Source organism: Actinomyces sp. B33, from assembly GCF_028437565.1.
Taxonomy (GTDB): Bacteria; Actinomycetota; Actinomycetes; order Actinomycetales; family Actinomycetaceae; genus Pauljensenia.
In genome coordinates, this window is record NZ_JAMRYR010000001.1 from 429,464 (window position 1) to 446,738 (window position 17,275).

17 protein-coding genes are annotated in these 17,275 nt (G+C 67.9%); 10 read left to right on the forward strand and 7 right to left on the reverse strand.

Going from position 1 to position 17,275, the window contains the following annotated elements; translation table 11 throughout:
• Nucleotides 1-45 precede the first annotated feature (45 nt).
• Nucleotides 46-918 (reverse strand): polyphosphate polymerase domain-containing protein, encoded by an 873-nt coding sequence (locus M3T53_RS01800; protein ID WP_272432725.1) that lies wholly within the window; start codon nt 916-918, stop codon nt 46-48.
• A 27-nt stretch (nt 919-945) separates the two neighbouring features.
• Nucleotides 946-1,488 (reverse strand): DUF4956 domain-containing protein, encoded by a 543-nt coding sequence (locus tag M3T53_RS01805; protein ID WP_272432726.1) that lies wholly within the window; start codon nt 1,486-1,488, stop codon nt 946-948.
• Nucleotides 1,489-1,990: 502 nt separating this feature from the next.
• On the opposite strand from M3T53_RS01805, the gene M3T53_RS01810 reads away from it, so the two are divergent.
• The 8 genes from M3T53_RS01810 (at nt 1,991) to M3T53_RS01845 (ending at nt 9,423) form a co-directional block, all read left to right on the forward strand.
• Entirely contained in the window at nt 1,991-4,651 is a 2,661-nt protein-coding gene (locus M3T53_RS01810; RefSeq protein ID WP_272432727.1) for an exo-alpha-sialidase, read from the forward strand.
• Between the two features lie 73 nt (nt 4,652-4,724).
• On the forward strand, nt 4,725-5,354 hold the full coding sequence (locus M3T53_RS01815) for an alternate-type signal peptide domain-containing protein (protein ID WP_272432728.1): 630 nt from the start codon (nt 4,725-4,727) through the stop codon (nt 5,352-5,354).
• A gap of 131 nt (nt 5,355-5,485) precedes the next feature.
• Entirely contained in the window at nt 5,486-6,025 is a 540-nt protein-coding gene (locus M3T53_RS01820) for a signal peptidase I (RefSeq protein WP_272432729.1), read from the forward strand.
• A gap of 201 nt (nt 6,026-6,226) precedes the next feature.
• Nucleotides 6,227-6,508: a hypothetical protein gene (locus M3T53_RS01825; protein ID WP_272432730.1), complete on the forward strand. Its 282-nt coding sequence runs from the start codon at nt 6,227-6,229 to the stop codon at nt 6,506-6,508.
• Nucleotides 6,492-6,785 carry a CopG family transcriptional regulator gene (locus tag M3T53_RS01830; protein ID WP_272432731.1) on the forward strand — a complete coding sequence of 98 codons (294 nt, stop codon included), beginning with the start codon at nt 6,492-6,494 and terminating at the stop codon, nt 6,783-6,785. Before M3T53_RS01825 ends, M3T53_RS01830 begins: the two co-directional genes overlap by 17 nt.
• Before the next feature lie 322 nt (nt 6,786-7,107).
• Entirely contained in the window at nt 7,108-7,371 is a 264-nt protein-coding gene (locus tag M3T53_RS01835; RefSeq protein ID WP_272432732.1) for a type II toxin-antitoxin system Phd/YefM family antitoxin, read from the forward strand.
• A complete protein-coding gene (locus tag M3T53_RS01840; protein WP_272432733.1) occupies nt 7,368-7,631 on the forward strand; it encodes a type II toxin-antitoxin system RelE family toxin in 264 nt (87 codons plus the stop codon). Before M3T53_RS01835 ends, M3T53_RS01840 begins: the two co-directional genes overlap by 4 nt.
• A gap of 187 nt (nt 7,632-7,818) precedes the next feature.
• Nucleotides 7,819-9,423 carry an MFS transporter gene (locus M3T53_RS01845; RefSeq protein ID WP_272432734.1) on the forward strand — a complete coding sequence of 535 codons (1,605 nt, stop codon included), beginning with the start codon at nt 7,819-7,821 and terminating at the stop codon, nt 9,421-9,423.
• A 352-nt stretch (nt 9,424-9,775) separates the two neighbouring features.
• Here M3T53_RS01845 and M3T53_RS01850 read toward each other — a convergent pair whose 3' ends face one another.
• The 5 genes from M3T53_RS01850 to M3T53_RS01870 are packed head-to-tail and all read right to left on the reverse strand — an operon-like array spanning nt 9,776 to nt 15,010.
• On the reverse strand, nt 9,776-10,972 hold the full coding sequence (locus tag M3T53_RS01850) for an ADP-dependent glucokinase/phosphofructokinase (protein ID WP_272432735.1): 1,197 nt from the start codon (nt 10,970-10,972) through the stop codon (nt 9,776-9,778).
• 10 nt (nt 10,973-10,982) lie between these two features.
• Entirely contained in the window at nt 10,983-11,843 is an 861-nt protein-coding gene (locus M3T53_RS01855) for a ketose-bisphosphate aldolase (protein WP_272432736.1), read from the reverse strand.
• Between the two features lie 33 nt (nt 11,844-11,876).
• Nucleotides 11,877-12,719, reverse strand: coding sequence for a carbohydrate ABC transporter permease (locus M3T53_RS01860; RefSeq protein ID WP_272432737.1), 843 nt, complete (start codon nt 12,717-12,719; stop codon nt 11,877-11,879).
• A 1-nt stretch (nt 12,720) separates the two neighbouring features.
• Nucleotides 12,721-13,662 (reverse strand): carbohydrate ABC transporter permease, encoded by a 942-nt coding sequence (locus tag M3T53_RS01865; RefSeq protein ID WP_272432738.1) that lies wholly within the window; start codon nt 13,660-13,662, stop codon nt 12,721-12,723.
• Nucleotides 13,663-13,717: 55 nt separating this feature from the next.
• On the reverse strand, nt 13,718-15,010 hold the full coding sequence (locus M3T53_RS01870; protein ID WP_272432739.1) for an ABC transporter substrate-binding protein: 1,293 nt from the start codon (nt 15,008-15,010) through the stop codon (nt 13,718-13,720).
• 167 nt (nt 15,011-15,177) lie between these two features.
• On the opposite strand from M3T53_RS01870, the gene M3T53_RS01875 reads away from it, so the two are divergent.
• Nucleotides 15,178-15,996 carry a DeoR/GlpR family DNA-binding transcription regulator gene (locus tag M3T53_RS01875; protein WP_272432740.1) on the forward strand — a complete coding sequence of 273 codons (819 nt, stop codon included), beginning with the start codon at nt 15,178-15,180 and terminating at the stop codon, nt 15,994-15,996.
• Nucleotide 15,997: 1 nt separating this feature from the next.
• Nucleotides 15,998-17,218: an AGE family epimerase/isomerase gene (locus M3T53_RS01880; protein ID WP_272432741.1), complete on the forward strand. Its 1,221-nt coding sequence runs from the start codon at nt 15,998-16,000 to the stop codon at nt 17,216-17,218.
• The last annotated feature ends 57 nt before the right edge of the window (nt 17,219-17,275 follow it).

The window sequence follows — 17,275 nt, forward strand, 5'->3', positions numbered from 1 at the left end:
GCCGCCGGTGGGCGGTGACGGCGCCAGCCTATCGGGACCCGGCTCTCAGGCGGCGACGAGCCTCGGCAGGGTGCGGTGCCAGCGGTTGCGGGGCAGCGACGGGTCGAGGGCGGCCAGGGCGGTGGCGTATTTCGAGATCCGCGCGGGGCGGTGCCCGCATCTCCACAGGGCCCGGTCGAGGTCGGAGGGAGAGGACCCGGATTTCGTCTCGATGATGACGAGGCCGGGGGCTTCCAGTCTCCCGGCCGGTCGTCCGGCGCCGGGCCCGTCGGGTCGTTCCCGGAGGCGCAGGTCGACCCAGGAGAGGTCCGAGTCGAGGGTGGCGCGCCCCTGGGAGCCGGCGAGCAGCAGGGTGGTGCGCCGGTAGGAGCCCCGCAGGACGGGGGCGAGGGAGGCGGCGGCGCGGTCCTCGTAGCCGATGCCGGAGAGGACCGCCGAGGCCCATCTCCTCCCCTCGTCGGTGAGGCGGGCGGCGGCCGCGTCGTCGGGCCCGTAGGGGAGGCGCTCCTTGAGGGTGAGGCCCCGGCCGCCGCGGGTCTTGACCTCGAGGAAGGCCAGGGAGGAGTCGAGGTAGGCGCGGGTGCGGATCTTGAAGCGGCGTCGCCGGGGGGAGGCGGTCATGCGGAAGGCGTCGAGGCCGGGGGTGTCGAAGTAGACGGATTCGTAGGAGTGGGCGCGGACCCGGCCGATCTGGAGGACCCGGGTGCCCGGGTGGAGGCGGGCGGCGACCTCGGCGGCCTCGTCGCGGGTGAGGACGTACTTGCGGTCGACGCGGGCGAGCATCGCGGCGGCGGCGTTGAGGTCGTCCAGGCCGATGGGGTCGAGGGCGTCGGGCACGAGCGGGGCCGGGGTCGGCGCGGTGCCGGGTCCGGTGGCGGTGGCGCGGGGGGCGGGGCGTTCGAGGGTCGCGGTGGGCATCGGGTCTCCTGGGGTCGGGCGCGCCGGTCAGCGGGCGCGGAAGCGGACGTCGACGAGGGTGAGGTCGTTGACGAAGTCGACTTTGAGGATTCGGGTGCTGAGGATCCTGGCTCCGAGGCGGTCGGCGAGGGCGTCGCGCAGGTCGGACGGGTCGGTGACGGCGCGGTCGAGTTGGATCTGCTGACTGCGGAAGCGCCCGAAGATCATGTGGGAGTCGGCGACGGCGAGGACGACGAGGATGAGGGCGACGAGGCCGGCGACGAGCGGCGTCAGGGAGGGGGACATGCCGAAGATCAGGCCGAGGGCGAGGGACGCGAAGTAGTAGGCGATCTCGTGCTGGGTGATCTCGTCGGAGCGCAGCCGGATGATCGACAGGACGCCGAAGAGGCCGAGTCCCAGGCCGGCGGAGACGGTGGAGTTAGCCAGGACGGTGGCGACGGCGAGGACTCCGACGTTGATGCCGAGGAAGGCGGCGACGAGGTCGGCGCGGCGGTGGCGGGGGAAGTAGAGGCCGAAGACGAGGACGGCCATGGCGGCGAGGTCGGCGGCGATGACGGGCAGGGCGGTCATGAGGAGCTCTCCTTGGGTGTTGCGATCAATGCCCCCTAGTGAGCGCCTCGAATCTATGCGCGGGCTGTGGGCGCCTCGTGGATGCTCTGAGGCTCGCCGCATGGGGGCGCCCCATATGGGATGCGCCGTTCGGCACCGGCGGATCGGCACCGGCGGAGTCGACTCCTCATCGCGCACGGCAGCACCCCGCATCGCATACGACGCGCCGTCTGGCCTCCTGCGCCCGGGGGCGAGGCGGATCGGCCCTCACCGATGTGATGCCCGACGGGCCCCTTCCCCCGTGCGCAAGACGACGGTCGACCCGATCTCAGGGGAATCCCCGATGAGAAGACCAGGGTTTTTGAGGACATTCCTCTTCATCCTCCCCTGAAATTTCTCAGGGTGACTCGACAATGAGCGGTCAGCGCGGGGAGATCCTCACTACCGTCAATTCATCAGACAACTGATGTCTGATCCATTGATGGGAAGCGACGAGGCTTCCCCCTCGATAGCAGGAGCCCGCATGAGACCACCGATGCTCTCGCGCGCGCGTCGGCTACCCGCCCTGGCGGCCGCCGCGACGCTCGCCCTGACCGGGGTGACGGCACTCACCCCGCCCGCCCTCGCCGCGCCGATCGACGACGCCGGCCTCGACGTCGAGATCGTCCTCGACCCCGACTCGGCCCCGAAGGACGTCTACGACATCGGGGACACGATCGGATTCCTCCTCAAAGTGAGGAACACCGCCGGTTCCACCCGGGCCGTGACGACGACCTCCTCGAACCTCACGGCCTTCGAGCCGTGCCGGTGGAGCGGCATCAAGGCCGACGAGACGAAAACGGACTGCTCGACGAGCCGCGGCTTCATCTCCCACGTCGTCACCGCCGAGGACATCGCCGCCGGCTCGTTCACCCCGACCGTGACCCTCAAAGTCCAAACGTCCTACGACGGGCCCGTCCTGGCCGAGACCGGCCCGATCTCCGGCCCGCCGATCCCGGTCAGGGCCTCCCACTTCTGGAGCGAGGGACTGACCCTCGACGGCGAGAGCGCCGCCTCCTACACGGCGGGGGACACCGTCTCCTACACGCTCGCCCTCGCGGGAGCCTCCCCCGAGCACTCCTACCGGATCCTCGACTCGACCTTCGACTCCGACGCGGCCTGCTCCGCCGCCGACGGCGGCCGCGTCGCCTGCACGGGCCTGACGCACACGATGACCGAGCGGGACGCCGACGCCCAGGTGTGGCTCCCCAGCGTCACCATCGCGTCCTTCTCCGGCCAGGAGAAGATCCACGAGGAGACGATCCGCGGCCAGGCCCTGTCCGTCACCGGCGACTACGAGCAGGCCGGGCCCTCGGCGCACCCGGACGCGAACGCCGACCTGGCCGGGGACATGACCGCCCCCGAGCGGCTCGCCCGCCAGGAGGGGAGCCTCTTCTACCGGATCCCCGCGATCACCGTCGCCCCCAACGGCGACATCCTCGCCTCCTACGACGAGCGCCCCCGGGTCGCCACCTGCTGGAAGGGCTCTGGTGACGACTCCCCGAACCCGAATTCGATCGTCCAGCGCCGCTCGACCGACGGCGGCAAGACCTGGGGGCCCCAGACCGACATCCACCGGGGCCGCCCCTCCCTCGACTGCCAGCAGCAGGAGGGCTACTCCGACCCCTCGTACATCGTCGACCGCCAGACCGGCGCGATCTTCAACTTCCACGTCAAGAGCTTCATCACCGCGATCCACAACAAGCAGATCGCCAATCGCGGCAACGACCCCGAGGACCGGCACGTCATGCAGGTCGAGGTCTCCCAGTCCCTCGACAACGGGCGCACGTGGACCCACGAGGTCATCACCCCGGCCGTCAACCCCGACCAGCGGGACCTGTGGCGCTTCGCCGCCTCCGGCCAGGGCATCCAGACCGTCCACGGACCCCGTCCCGGGCGGCTCGTCCAGCAGTTCACGATCTTCAACGATCAGGGCGTGCAGGCGGTCTCCGTCTACTCCGACGACCACGGCGCCACCTGGCACCGCGGCTCCCCGATCGGCGCGCAGATGGACGAGAACAAAGTCGTCGAGCTCTCCGACGGCACCCTGATGCTCAACTCGCGCGACGGCGGCGGACGCGGGGGGCGCCACGTCGCCACGTCGAGGGACGCCGGCCAGACCTGGGAGGACCTGCGCTACGACCGGGGCCTCGTCGACTCGCGCAACAACGCCCAGATCATCCGCGCCTTCCCCACGGCCGACCCGTCCGACCCGCGCGCCAAGGTCCTCCTCTTCTCGAACGCCCAGGGATCCCGGTGGAACCGGACCGACCGGACCCACGGGACGATCTGGATGTCCTGCGACGACGGCGCCACCTGGCCGTTCGCACGGGTCTTCCGGGAGGGGAACACGAGCTACTCGACGATCGCCGTCCAGGCCGACGGGCTCATCGGCCTGCTCAGCGAGGACAACAACCGCTCCGAGGCCATCTACTACCGCTCCTTCCCCATCGGATGGGTCGGCGGCGTGTGCCAGACGATGACGGCCGACGCGCCCGCGATCGAGCAGGGCACCACGTCGACCACCGTGACCGTCTCGATCGACAACTACGTCGCCCCAGGGGCCGTCGGCGGCTCCCTGACCCTGAGCGGGCTGCCCGACGGGTGGAGCGCCCCCGAGGTCGTCGTCGAGGACGCCGCCGAGGGCCCGGCCTCCGCCTCCGTGACCATCGCCGTCCCCAAGGACGCCAAGGCCGGGGACTACCCCGTCACCGCCACCCTGACCGGGAAGGACGGGGCCCCTCTGGCCAGTGCCGAGGCGACGATCGCCGTCACCCCCGCGGTCGCCCCCCTCCACGTCGAGAGGGCCGCCGGGCAGCAGAACACGACCGTCCTGTGGGGCGACTGGGACGGCGACGGGCACGCGACCTACGCGGTGCGCACCTTCGGGCGCGTCGTCTTCTACGAGGCGAACGCCCGCGACGCCGTTCCCGTCGCCACCGTCCAGATCGGCCGGGCCTCCGACCGCGTCTACGTGGGGGACTGGGACGGCGACGGGGCCGAGAGCCTCGCCCTCGTGCGCGGGACCACCGCGCGACTCCAGACCGGGTTCTCCTCGACGGCGACCACCCGCACGACAGTTCCCGCCGGCGACCTCATGGTCGTCCGACGCGGCGGCTCCGACGTCCTCGTCGCCCGCCGATGACCCCGCGGTGGGCGCCGGCCTCCCGGCCGTCGCCCACCGCCCGCCCCACCCCGTCCTCGTGAAGGAGCACACCATGTCACGCGCCACCCGCGCCGCCCTCGCCCTGACCGCCGCCGCCGTCCTCATCGCCGGATCGGGCGCCACCTTCGCCCGCTGGTACGACGAGGCCTCGCTGACCTCCCAATCCGTCACCACCGGGTCCCTGCGCGTCTCCCCCGTCCCGGACTCCCAGCACTGGCGGATCAACGCGCCCGACACGGACGAGACAGCGGACGCCACCCTCCCCTTCGACCCCGCCGTCGACCGGATCGTCCCCGGCGACGTCGTCACCTACACGACGAAGGTCAGGCTCGGCCTCGTCGGCAAGAACCTCAGGGCCTCCCTCGCGGTCCTGCCCGAAGGGCTGAACGACCCCCGTGCCGGCGTGACGATCACCCCGACCGTGGACTGCGGAGGGGCCAACACCGCCGCCCTGACCGCCGCCGACGACGGCGCCGAGTGCACGGTGACAGCGACGATCGAGTACCCGATCGGCACGGCCGACAACTCCGGATCCGCCCTGCCCGAACTCAACGGCGACGGCTCCCACGGCGACGGCTGGGTCGCGGCGCCCGGCCAGCAGAACGAGCAGGTGGCGATCTCGGGCTTCCGAGTCGTCCTCGAACAGCAGCTGCGCCCCGCGCAGAAGCCCTTCGAGGGCTGACACCCCGCCTTCCCCGCCGCGCCCGCCGGATCGACGCGGCGGGGAAGGCGAGGCGCCGATCCGAGATGCCCCCGAACCCCGCGTCTTCCCGCCCCCCGTCCCGCCGCGGCCGCAGCGCTCGGCGGGCGCGGGTGCTGCGGCGCGCCCTGACCGGTATCGAGGCGATCCTCGTCGCCGTCGGCTGCGCGGCCCTGATCCTCGCGACCGCGATCCCCGCCCTGACCGGGTGGGTCCCGTTGACGGTCGTCACCGGCTCGATGTCCCCCGCGATGCCCGCCGGGAGCCTCGTCGTCGTCGCCCCCGTCGACGGGGCCCGGGCGCGGGCCCTCGACCCGGGAACCGTCGTCGCCTACCTGCCCGAGCCCGACTCCGACGAGATCGTCACCCACCGGATCCTCACGCGCTCGACCGCCAGCGACGGATCGACCCGCTACGTCCTCGCCGGTGATGCGAACGACGAGGCGGATCCCGTCCCCGTCGTCCCGGAGCAGATCCGCGGCGTCCGCCGCTACTGGGTGCCCGGCCTGGGGTATGCGGTGAGCCTGGTCCCCCCGGCGGCCAAGGGGGTCGCGCGGTGGGCGCTGGTCGGCGGCCTCGTCGCCTACGCGCTGTGGCAGATCGCGATGATCGCGCGGGATCGTGATGCCCGCCGGGGCCGGCCCGGGCGGTGACGGGAGGGTCCCGGCGGCGTCGCACCCGACGCGCACCCATGCCCTCCTCCGTCCCATGTCGCCCGGTCGAATAGGCCGCAGGACGGGCCCAGTCGACCGCCCCCAGAGCGGCACCCGCACCGACCCTGAAAACACGAACCGCTACGGAGTCAATCATGAAGGGCCATACTTTGTGGCCCCTATTGATGGCATGCTGTAGACATGTTCAATGAGGACGAGGTGGAGTTCACCCAGTCGGCAGCCAAGCATGGCATCAGCAAGGTTGATGCGTACTGGGCGATGACTCATCCGCTCACAGTCGATGAGATCGATGGGGAGCCGGGCGATAGGACGATCGCCTTCGTTGGACATCCTCACGCCCAGACAGATCGGGTGATCGAGGTGTTCGCCGCCTTGAAGCCTTGGCGGACCGTGGTGATCTTCCATGCGATGGATCGCCCCGACCTGGTGTGGAAAAGGAATGGAAATGACAGCGATCAATGACACGACCGACTACGAGGCTCTCGCCGAGCGAGCCGAGCGCGGCGATCTGAAGACCGTGCGCCGCATCTACGAAGGCGATGGCCGCCCGATCAACCTCGCCGACGTCTTCATGGCGACCGGGAGGCCTCGAATGGAGGAAGCAACAGCGCGGCACACGTGGAAAACCAGAGCAACCGATGAACTGGATGCTGCTTTGACTGAGAGAGCCCGACAGGAGAACCTGCCCAAGTCCGCTCTCATCCGCAAAGCGGTCATCGCCTACCTCGCAACCGCATGAGAAAAGCAGGGAGTCCGCCAACGCGCACGCGCCGGTGGGCTCCCCACTTTGTTCCTATCCCGCACTCAGCGATCCGGTCCCGCAGCGGGGGTGCGCCGACATGAGAGCGCCGGCAGGGTTCCTCGCTTGATTCATGCCCCTAACAGCCGGGGCTGCTTCGAGGCGCGAAGTCACGGATCCTCTCGTCGGACCGGCCGGGGCGGTGACGGGAGGGTCCCGGCGGCGTCGCACCCGACGCGCACCCATGCCCCCGTGTCGCCCGGTCGAATAGGCCGCACGGCGTCATTGTGTACACAATGACGCAATATGCTACTATGTTGACGTGGATACTCTGACAACCGAACTCTCAACGCGCGAACTGCGCAGCCAGCTCTCCGACGTGCTCGGCCGCGCCATGTACGCGGGTGAGCGCATCGGCGTGACCCGCAATGGCAAGCTCGCGGCCGTCGTCGTCAGCGTTGCCGATCTACAAGCCCTCGAAGAATTCGAGATGGCCCAAGATGTCGCCGCCTACCGCCAGGCCAAAGCCGACGACGACGGCACTCGCGTCACACTCGATGAGCTGCGCGCCGATCTCGCCTCATGATCTACCGCGTCGAGTTCACCACCGCTGCGGCTCGTCAGATCAAGAAACTCCCGCGGCCGGCACGCGATCGCGTACTTGACGCGATCGACGACCTACAAGACGACCCCAGACCGCACGGAGCGAAGAAGCTCGTCGGGGAACACGACGCCTGGCGCATCCGTGTCGGCAACTACCGAGTGATCTACGACGTCACCGACAGCGAGCTGGTAGTGACCGTCGTTCGAGCTGGTCACCGCCGCGAAGTCTACGACCGATACTGACCGGGTCAAGGCCGCCGAGATAAGCCCTCACCCCGGGCGGGCCGGAAACAGACCCCTGAGGACCCGCAGCCTCCAGGCGGGCGCACAAGCCGGCACACCGGGGAAAACCCGTGTCACGACTCGAGGAGGGTCAAAAGGCACAGCCCGCTCTCCCTCCCGAGCGGGCGAAGAGCGCACAATGGGCCCCATGACCTCACGCCACCCGGGCGCCCCCTGCGCGCCGACCCGAGACGAGATCGCCCGCCTCGTCGCCGATACGCCGGCCTCGGGGCCCTCGCGCCGCATCGGCCTGCTCGCCGCCATCGCGACCTTCGGCTCCCTGCTCTTCGGCTACGACACCGGCGTCATCGCCGGGGCCCTGCCGTACATGTACATGCCGGCCGAGGCCGGGGGCCTGGCGATCGACGAGTTCGAGGAGGGCCTCGTCGGAGCGATCCTCGCGATCGGCGCCGCTGTCGGGGCGATCGCCGGAGGGCGCCTGTCGGACCGGTACGGGCGGCGGCACAACATCCTCCTGCTCGCCGCGATCTTCGTCATCGGGACCCTGGGCTGCACGTTCTCGCCGAACGTGTGGGCGCTGTACGTCTTCCGCTTCGTCCTCGGGTGGGCGGTCGGCGGGGCCTCGGCGACCGTGCCGATCTACCTGTCGGAGCAGGCGCCGACCCGTGTGCGCGGCCCGCTCGTCGCCCTCGACCAGTTCATGATCGTCTTCGGCCAGTTCCTCGCCTACTCGATGAACGCGGCCCTGTCCTACGGGCACGGCGGCCCCCGGGCGCGGGTCGCGTCGGATCCGACGGGAGCCGTCGACGCGGGGGCCTGGCGCGCGTGGGACGACCTCGCGCGCATCGGCGGGGTCGTCGTCGACGCGGGCAACGGCCAGGCGTGGCGGTGGATGCTCGTCCTGGCGACGATCCCGGCGATCTGCCTGTGGGTGGGGATGCGCCTCATGCCCGAGTCGGGCCGCTGGTACGCGGCCAACGTGCGCTACGCCGAGGCGGTCGCCTCCCTCAAGCGGGTCCGCTCGGACGGCGACGACATCGCCGGGGAGGTCCAGGAGATCATCGACGCGCGCGAGCGGGAGGCCGTCGAGGGTCGCTGGTCCCTGCGGCGGACCCTGTCGACGCGTTGGACGCGCCGGCTGATGCTCGTCGGCGTCGGCCTGGCCTGCTTCGACCAGTTGACGGGGATCAACACGGCGATGTACTACCTGCCGAAGATCCTCCACGCGGCGGGCTTCTCGTCGGCCGATTCGATCTCGATCAACGTCGTCACCGGGGCGGTGGCCTGCGCGGGCGCCGGCTTGGGCCTGTGGCTCGTCGGCCGGCTGGCCCGCCGCCACGTCGGCATCTACCAGGAGACGGCGGTGACGCTGTCGCTGGCGTCCCTGGCCCTCGTCTTCGCCGTGGGCATCGGCCCGCACATGCTGGCCGACGGGACGATCGCCCCGTCCGTTCCCGGTGTCCTCCCGTGGCTCGTCGTCGTCCTCGTCTGCCTGTTCGTGTTCGCCAAGCAGTCGGGGACGGTCAACTGGGTGCTCCTGTCGGAGATCTTCCCGTCGCGCATCCGCGGCGTCGCCCAGGGCCTGGCCGTGGGGTGCGGGTGGCTGATGAACGCGGTGGTGACCTACGTGTTCCCGGTGATGATGGAGCACGTGGGCGCGGCTCGCACGTACGCGGTCTTCGCCGGGATCAACGTCGTGGCCCTGTGCTTCTACCTGTTCGTCGTGCCGGAGACGCGGGGGGTCTCGCTGGAGCGCCTCGAGGAGAGTTTCGCGAGCCGCTACGGGGAGTGACGGGGCGGGCCCGGCGGCCAAGCACCCGGACGCCTCCTTCGAGCGGATGCCGCCCGGCACTGCGCACTGCTCCGCATCGGGCTCGCGAGAAGTTCGAGGCCGTGCGCCGATCGTCGGCTTTCGACGAGGCCGTCCGGGGCGGATGAGAGTCGGCGCTTTTCGAGGCCCCCGCCGCATGTCCTGCGACGGCCGCTTCGGCGTCTGCCCGGACAACGCGATCGCGAAGACCCGCCGGCACGTACCTGTTCACGTACGACTACTGGAAGGGCTGCGACGTGCGCGCCGAAGAACGCCCGTGCGGCGCATCTCGACGGGCCCCGAGCGGGCCCGACCCGGCTGACTCCGTCCGTCTCTAGGCCGTCGGCGCGAAGGCGGCCATGAACCCTCCGATGAACGAGTCTCCGAGTCCGATCGTCGTGGGGCGGGGCGCATCGATGTCGTACGACGGCGCGATGCGGATTCCGCGCCGACGAATGTCCGAATCGCTCGCAAGGCGCGCCCCGATGCTGTCGAGGGGCGCCGACCGGGTCCGTTCGAACTCATCGCGCGTGAAATCGTCTCCGTAGGCGAATCTCGTCGACGCCATCCGGCACCCGGAGTCGGCCGCATGCGCGATCCTCTCCGCGTCTTCGCCGATGACCGCCGCGTAGTGGCTCGTATGGAGGAGGACGGCTCGCGCCCTCAGGCGCTCCCTCAGGTCCTCCATGAGGCGGGCGACTTGTGCGCCCGACCCCGGGTCGAAGCCCCGTCCCAGGTAGGCGGCGGCCTCGTCCTCGTTGAGCGAATGAACGCAGACGAGATCGGGGATCGTCTCGAGGACGACGGCGCGCATCCCCTCGTCGTGGAAGCCCGCGTCCTCGTACACGATCGGCGTTCCCGCGCCGACGCCGCCGAGCAGCCTGCGCAGTTCGGCGAGCCGCTCGCGCAGCAGCGCCGAGGACTTCATCGTGTTGAACCCCGAGATCATCACCGCGCCCGCCCGAGCCACCGCGGGCGCGAGGTCGGGGCTCAGCCTCATGAGCTCGTTCGGGGGGTCGTTGACGAGGATCACCCTGTTGGGGCGCCCGCTGCGCACGACTCCGCCCTCGACCGCCACCTCCTCGTCCGCGGGGAACTGGACGATGACGTGGGGTTCGAACGAATCGTCATCCGCGCTGCAGATCCGGGCGACGCCCGGCGGGAGGAGCCGTCTGACATCGTCGTTGATCGAGACCAGGTGAACGGTCGTCGCGATCCCGATCCTGTCCATGGCGAGTGCGGCCCTCACGCACGTGCCGCCGAGAGTCGTGCGGCTCTCGAATTCGCGGTCCAGGTCCATCAGGGAGCGGATGTCGCGGACATGGCATTCTCCGCCCCTGCCCCGATGCATCATCTGCAAGAGGTAGACGAACGCCGATCTCGCGTCCTCGGCGAAGGGGGTCGGATCGTCCTCGATCTCGTCCATGGTGACGGCCATTCGTTCCGCCAGTTCCTGCACCTTCGACGGGTCCCAGACGACTTCATGGTCAACGGTCCCCCCCAGACCGAGGACGATCCTTCCCTCTTCCACGATTCACCCCTCAGTAGAGACCGGCCTTGCCGGCGGATTCGAAGAGATCAATCTTCTGGGCGGCGCATTCGCGCATGGCCTCTTCGCAGGGGGGCTCGATGACGTTGGGCTCGCGCAGGTGGATGTCCGTGAGGACTTCGCGCATCTTGAGGAAGTAGGCGGCCTTGATGTCCGAGGAGATGTTGATCTTGTTGATGCCGGCGTGGACGGCGCTGGCGATCTCCGTGTCCGAGTTGTTCGATCCGCCGTGGAGGACGAGGGGGATCCTCAGACGGTCCTTGATCTCGGCGAGCAGGTCGATCCTGAGTTCGGGCTTCACCTCGGAGGGATACAGGCCGTGCCGGGTCCCGATCGCGATGGCGAGCGAGTCGACTCCGGTCTCCTCCAGGAATCGCTGGGCGTCATCGGGGTCCGTGTAGAGGATCTCCTCCGAGCCGGTCTCCCCGTATTTGTCCGACACTCCGATCGTTCCGAGTTCTGCTTCGACCGATACGCCGACCGCGTGGGCGGCGCGGACGACGCGCGAGGTCTCCGCGATGTTCTCGTCGAAGGGGGAGAACGACTTGTCGATCATCACCGAGGTGAAACCGGACTGGATCGCGAGGAGCACCTGCTCGTAGGAGGCGCCGTGATCGAGGTGGATCGCGGTTGGTACCGAGGACGTGTACGCGATCTTGATGATCGACGCGAGCATGTCGGTGCCGATGTGCGTCAACTCGTCCGGATGGATCGCGATGATGTGGGGAGACCTCTTCTCCTCGCATGCGTCGACCACTGCCCTCAGCATCGAGTAGCTCGAAATATTGAATGCGGGGACGGCGAAGCCGTGAGTATTCGCGACCGACAGAATCTCATCGCCTGTGCACAACATGTGTGGACCTTTCTTTCATTGAGGGTGTCAAGATCAGTTCTTGACGGATCCAGCGGTCATACCTCCGATGAAGTAGCGCTGGAAGAAGATGAAGAGCAGGAGCACGGGGATCGAGCCGAGGACGGACATCGCCATCATTTCGTTCCACTCGTAGGAGTGCTGCCCCATGAGGAGTTGAATGCCGATGGGAACGGTGCGCATGTCGTTCGTCCTCGTCAGGGTGAGCGCGAAGAGGTATTCGTTCCACGCGATCATGAAGGTGTAGATGCCGACCGACACGATCCCGGGGATCGAGATCGGGACGAGTACCCGCCACAGCGCCCCGAACGAGGTCGTTCCGTCGACTTTCGCCGCCTCGTCGAGCTCTCGGGGGAGGGTGTTGAGGTAGCCGGTGAGCATGATGATCGCGTAGGGCAGTGTGAACACCATGTACGTGAGGATGAGTCCGTAGTACGTGTTGTACAGCTTGAGCGCGACCATGAGCCCGAAGAAGGGGATCAGCAGCGTGATCGGCGGAACGGCCTGCACCGAGACGATGACGACGGTGAGGATCCGCTTGCCCGAGAAGTCGAAGCGACTGAACGCGAAGGCGGCGAGGATGGCGACGATGAGCGTCAGCGCCGAGACCGAGAGCGCGACGACGTAACTGTTGATGAAGAATCGGATCTTCTCCGGGTCGTGGAAGATCGACAGGTAGGCGCTCAGCGAGCTCCCCTTCTCGACAAGACTCGGCGGGGTCGCGAAGATTCGCGGATTCGGCTTGAACGAGGACGAGATCATCCACAGCACCGGGAGAGCGGCGAATGAGGCGCCGGCGAGGAGCCCGATCCATGTCAGGATGCGCGTGAGAACGGTACGTCGCTTCTTGGTCAGCATGTCACTCCCTCGTTCTTTGGCTCTGGACGTAGAGGAATGCGAGGACCATCGACAGGACGAGGACGATCACGGCGCTCGTCGACGCCGATGAGAAGGAGTACTCGGCGAAGGCGAGTTTGTAGGTGTAGGTCGACAGCATGTCCGTCTTGTTGAGGGGCCCTCCGCCCGTCGTCATCCAGACGAGGGCGAATTGCTGAGAGGTCCAGATGACGTCGAGGAGGGCCATCGAGACGATGATCGGTTTGAGCTGGGGAAGCGTGATCGACCAGAATCTGCGGATCGGCCCGGCACCGTCGACTTCGGCCGCCTCGTAGAGATCCGTGGGGATTCCCTGCAGGCCGGCGAGGATCGAGATCATGAAGAACGGGTATCCCGACCAGATGTTGATGAAGATGATCGCGGGGAGCGCGAGGTGGGGGTCGGCGAGCCATTCCTTGTGGGGGTCGACGAGGCCGATGCCGGACAGGAGCGCGTTGGCGACGCCGTTGGGGTTGAGGATGAGCCGCCACAGGATCGCGATGATCGCGACGGTGAGCAGCCATGGGAGGACGAAGAGGGTTCTGAAGATCGTCTTGGTGACCGCCGACAGGCATGAGGCGTTGAGGAGCATGGCGAAGGCGAGGCCGATGATCATGTGCACGATGACGGAGGCCCCGACGAACCACGCGGTGTTCGCGAGGGCGGTGTGGAACTTCGAGTCGGTGAGGATGTCGGCGTAGTTCTCGAGTCCGACGAAATGGGGGTTCTTGTCGGTGATCGCTCCGCTGTGGAACGAGTACCAGACGACCATGACGATCGGCACCGCCATGAGCATCGCGAGGAGGGCGAGCGTCGGAGCGAGGTAGGCGTAGGGGACCGTCATCTGTTTCGCGCGCTCGGCGAGGGGCGGCCGATTCTCGATGGGGCGGTCGGCTCTCGTGGGCAAGTCCGTTCGAGTTGTCATGATGAGTGTCAGCCGTCGGCCGTGGGGCGCCCGAGGGCGCCCCACGGCCGGTCGGTCAGAACTCCTCCATCCACGAGTCCTGGGCGGTTTTCAGCATCGTGTCGACGTCCATCTCCCCGTTGAGGTATTTCTGGAACGGTTCGTCGAATTCGCGCATGAGCGTTTCGGCGACGGGCAGGCCCGTGAACTCGTTCGCGGGTGTTCCGGAGTCCCAGATCTCGAAGGCCTTCTTGAAGAGTTCGTCATCGTTGACGAACGCGGGCACGGCCTCGTTGTTCCCCGGGAAGGCCTTCGCATCGTTGGCGAGGGTCGCGTTCGTCTCCTTCGACATGAGGAATTCGACGAGCTTCCACGCCTCCTCCGGGTGCTCCGAGCTCGCCGAGACCCCGATCCCCCACGAGGCGTAGGGCATTCCGCGTTCCCCTGTGTAGCCGTCCTTCGCGGGAATCGCGGAGATCTCGAACGCGAGGTCCGGATTGCCCTCGCGAATGGTGTTGATGTGGGCGAGGGAGTCGATCATGAAGCCGACGCGACCGTTCGTGAAGTCCTCGACCTTGTCCTGCTCCTTCATCGTGAAGGCGCCGGGTGAGACGACTCCGGCATCCCACAGTCCTTTGATGTATTCGGCGGCGCTCTTGACGTCCTCGTTCGCGACATCCGGTTTGCCGTCTTTCGTCAGCATCGTTCCGCCGGAGGCCCACACCCACGACATGACGTCGTTTTGGATTCCGTTGGGGGTCTCCAGGGAGAGGGGCAGGGCCCACCCGCTGACATCGGAGTCCGTGGCGCGGATCTTCTTCGCGGCGTCCTCGAACTCGCTCCGATTCGTCGGGACCGCAGAGACTCCGGCCTCGTCGAGGAGGGTCGTGTTCGTGAACATCGGGTAGACGAAGTTGACGACGGGGATCATGTAGGTCGCTCCGTCGATCGCGATCTGGCTCGCCAATTGGGAGTCGTCGTAGCCGTTGTCCTTCATGAGCGCCGTCAGGTCCGCGATCGCCCCCTGCTTGGAGAAGTCGGACACCCATGCTCCGTCGAGTCCGACGACGTCGGGCATCGTGCCGGAGGCGGATGCGGCGACGAGTTGCTCCTTCGTCGACGCGTACGGCCCCGACAGGAGCTTCACCTTGATGCCCGGGTTCTCCTTTTCGAACTCGTCCATGAGCGCGCGGAAGGAACCGTCTGGAAGTTCAGGCTCCCACCACTGGGCGAATTCGAGCATTACCTCGTCGCCGTTGCCGCCGGAAGTCGATTCGCCCGCGGAGTCTCCTCCGCCGCCGCAGGCGGCGAGCCCTATTGATGCCACGGCTGCTGCGGATAACGCAGCAAGCCACCGAGTACTGCGCATGATCATCTCCATCGTCGTTGATGCAATGTGCAACATCTTGCATGTTTTCTCTGTTTCAAGATGTTTCAGTGCAAGATTAGAGCGATTTTCTTCGAACTTCTAGACTACTAAAGATAACGATTACGTAACTAGGCGCATTGACACACTGAAAGCGGTACACTTCCCTCATGGAGAGCACCTCGAACCGCCTGCCCGCAGGCCGCAAGGCCGCCATCATTCAGCAGGTCAACTCCCTGGGACAGGTGACGGTGACAACTCTCGCCCAGCACTTCAACGTCTCCTCCGACACGATTCGCCGCGACCTCGACCAACTGGACTCCGACGGCGCACTCATCCGCACCCATGGCGGGGCGATGTCGACCTTCGCCGTCCCCTGGCACGACACGCGCATCGACGACCGCCTCCGCCTTCAGCCCCAGCAGAAGAGGGCGATCGCCTCCCTCGCGGCCGGCCTCGTCTGCGACGGAGCCGTCCTGTTCATCAACGGCGGCAGCACCGTCCTCCCCCTCATCCACGAACTGGGCATCAAACGGGAACTCATCATCGCGACGAACAATCTTCGCCTCGCCTCCGAACTCAACCCGGATTCATGCCGAGACCTCTACGTCTTCGGCGGGCACGTCCGGATCTCCGGGCAGGTGACGATCGGACCGGTCGCCTTCGCCAGCTCGATCTCCGGTATCGAGAACGACATCCGCGCCGATCTCGCCTTCATCGCCGTCGGGGCGTTCGACGAGAACGGCTTCTCGACGAGCAACCTCGACGAGGCCGCAATGCTCGCCCACATGGCCGAGAGGGCGCGCCGCGTCGCAATACTCGCCGACTCCTCGAAAGCCGGACGCCGCCTCTTCGCCTCCATCGGCCCACTGTCCCTGGCGGACTACCTCATCACCGATATGGAGCCCTCGGCCGAACTCCTCGAAAGCCTTCACCGCGCGAACGTCGAGATCCTTACTCCGAAGACGCCGGCGGGAAAAGAGAATTGACATGTCGCACACGCTCTCGAACGAACTCCAGCTCGAGGGGGCAGCCCTCCTCGACTTCGCCAAGGCGGCGCGCGCCGCTCACGGCTTCGGATGGCTCGACGATGAGGGCCGCATCGCCCCCTCAATGGGCACCCGCCTGTGGATCACCGGACGGATGACGCACTGCTTCGCCCTCGGCCGCCTCCTGGGCGACACCGATGCCCCCGCACTCGCCGAACACGGCATCCACGCGCTCCTCGACGGGCCGCTGCGAGCGGCCGACGGATCCGGCTGGCACTCCGGGGTCGACGCCGACGGCGCACCGATGCCCGGCGCACGCGTCTCCTACGACCACAGCTTCGTCATCCTGGCGGCCGCGACCGGCCTCGTCGCCGAAGTCCCCGGCGCCGAGACACTCCTCTCGGCGGCGCTCGACTCCTTCGAGGACCTGTGGTGGGACGAGGACTCCGGAATGGTCGTGGACGCGCGCGATCCGCACGACCTCTCCCTCGACCCCTACCGGGGCGCGAACGCGAATATGCACATGGTCGAGGCCCTCCTCGCCGCGTGGAGCGCCACGGACGACCGGATCCTCCTCGAACGCGCGGAGCGGATCTGCGCGAGGATCGTCAACGTCTTCATCGCGCACAGATTCCGCCTGCCCGAACACTTCGACCGGCACTGGAGTCCTCTCCTCGACTACAACCGGGATCGGCCGGCGGACCCCTTCCGGCCCTTCGGCTCGACGATCGGGCATTGGCTGGAATGGTCGAGGCTGATGATCGAGGTCGCCTTCGCCTGCGATGCGGCCGGCCTGCCCCACCACGACCTGCTCCACGTCGCCCCCGCTCACATGTATCGCCGAGCCCTCATGGAGGGGTGGGGAGTCGACGGCGAATCCGGATTCGTCTACACGGTCGACTTCGATGGGCGCCCCGTCGTGCACGAACGGATGTACTGGGTCCTGTGCGAAGCGATCGGAGCGGCGGCGACGCTCCGGGCGGCCTCGGGCGACTCCTCCTACGGCGCCGACATCGAGGTCTTCTGGAACTGGGCGCGCGAGCACCTCATCGAACGCCCCGGGGCGTGGCGCGAGGAGCTCGATGCGACGAACGCCCCCGCGTCGGGGACCTGGTCAGGCAAACCCGATATCTACCACGCGCTTCAGGCGACGCTCATCCCTTCTCTTCCGATTGCGCCGTCATTCGCGGTTGCGCTGTTGTCCCGGCGGGAGGACGCCTGAAGAACCGCTCGGCGCTGCAATGGCCGGGCGCCTGATCCGTCAGCGGCCGAATCGAGG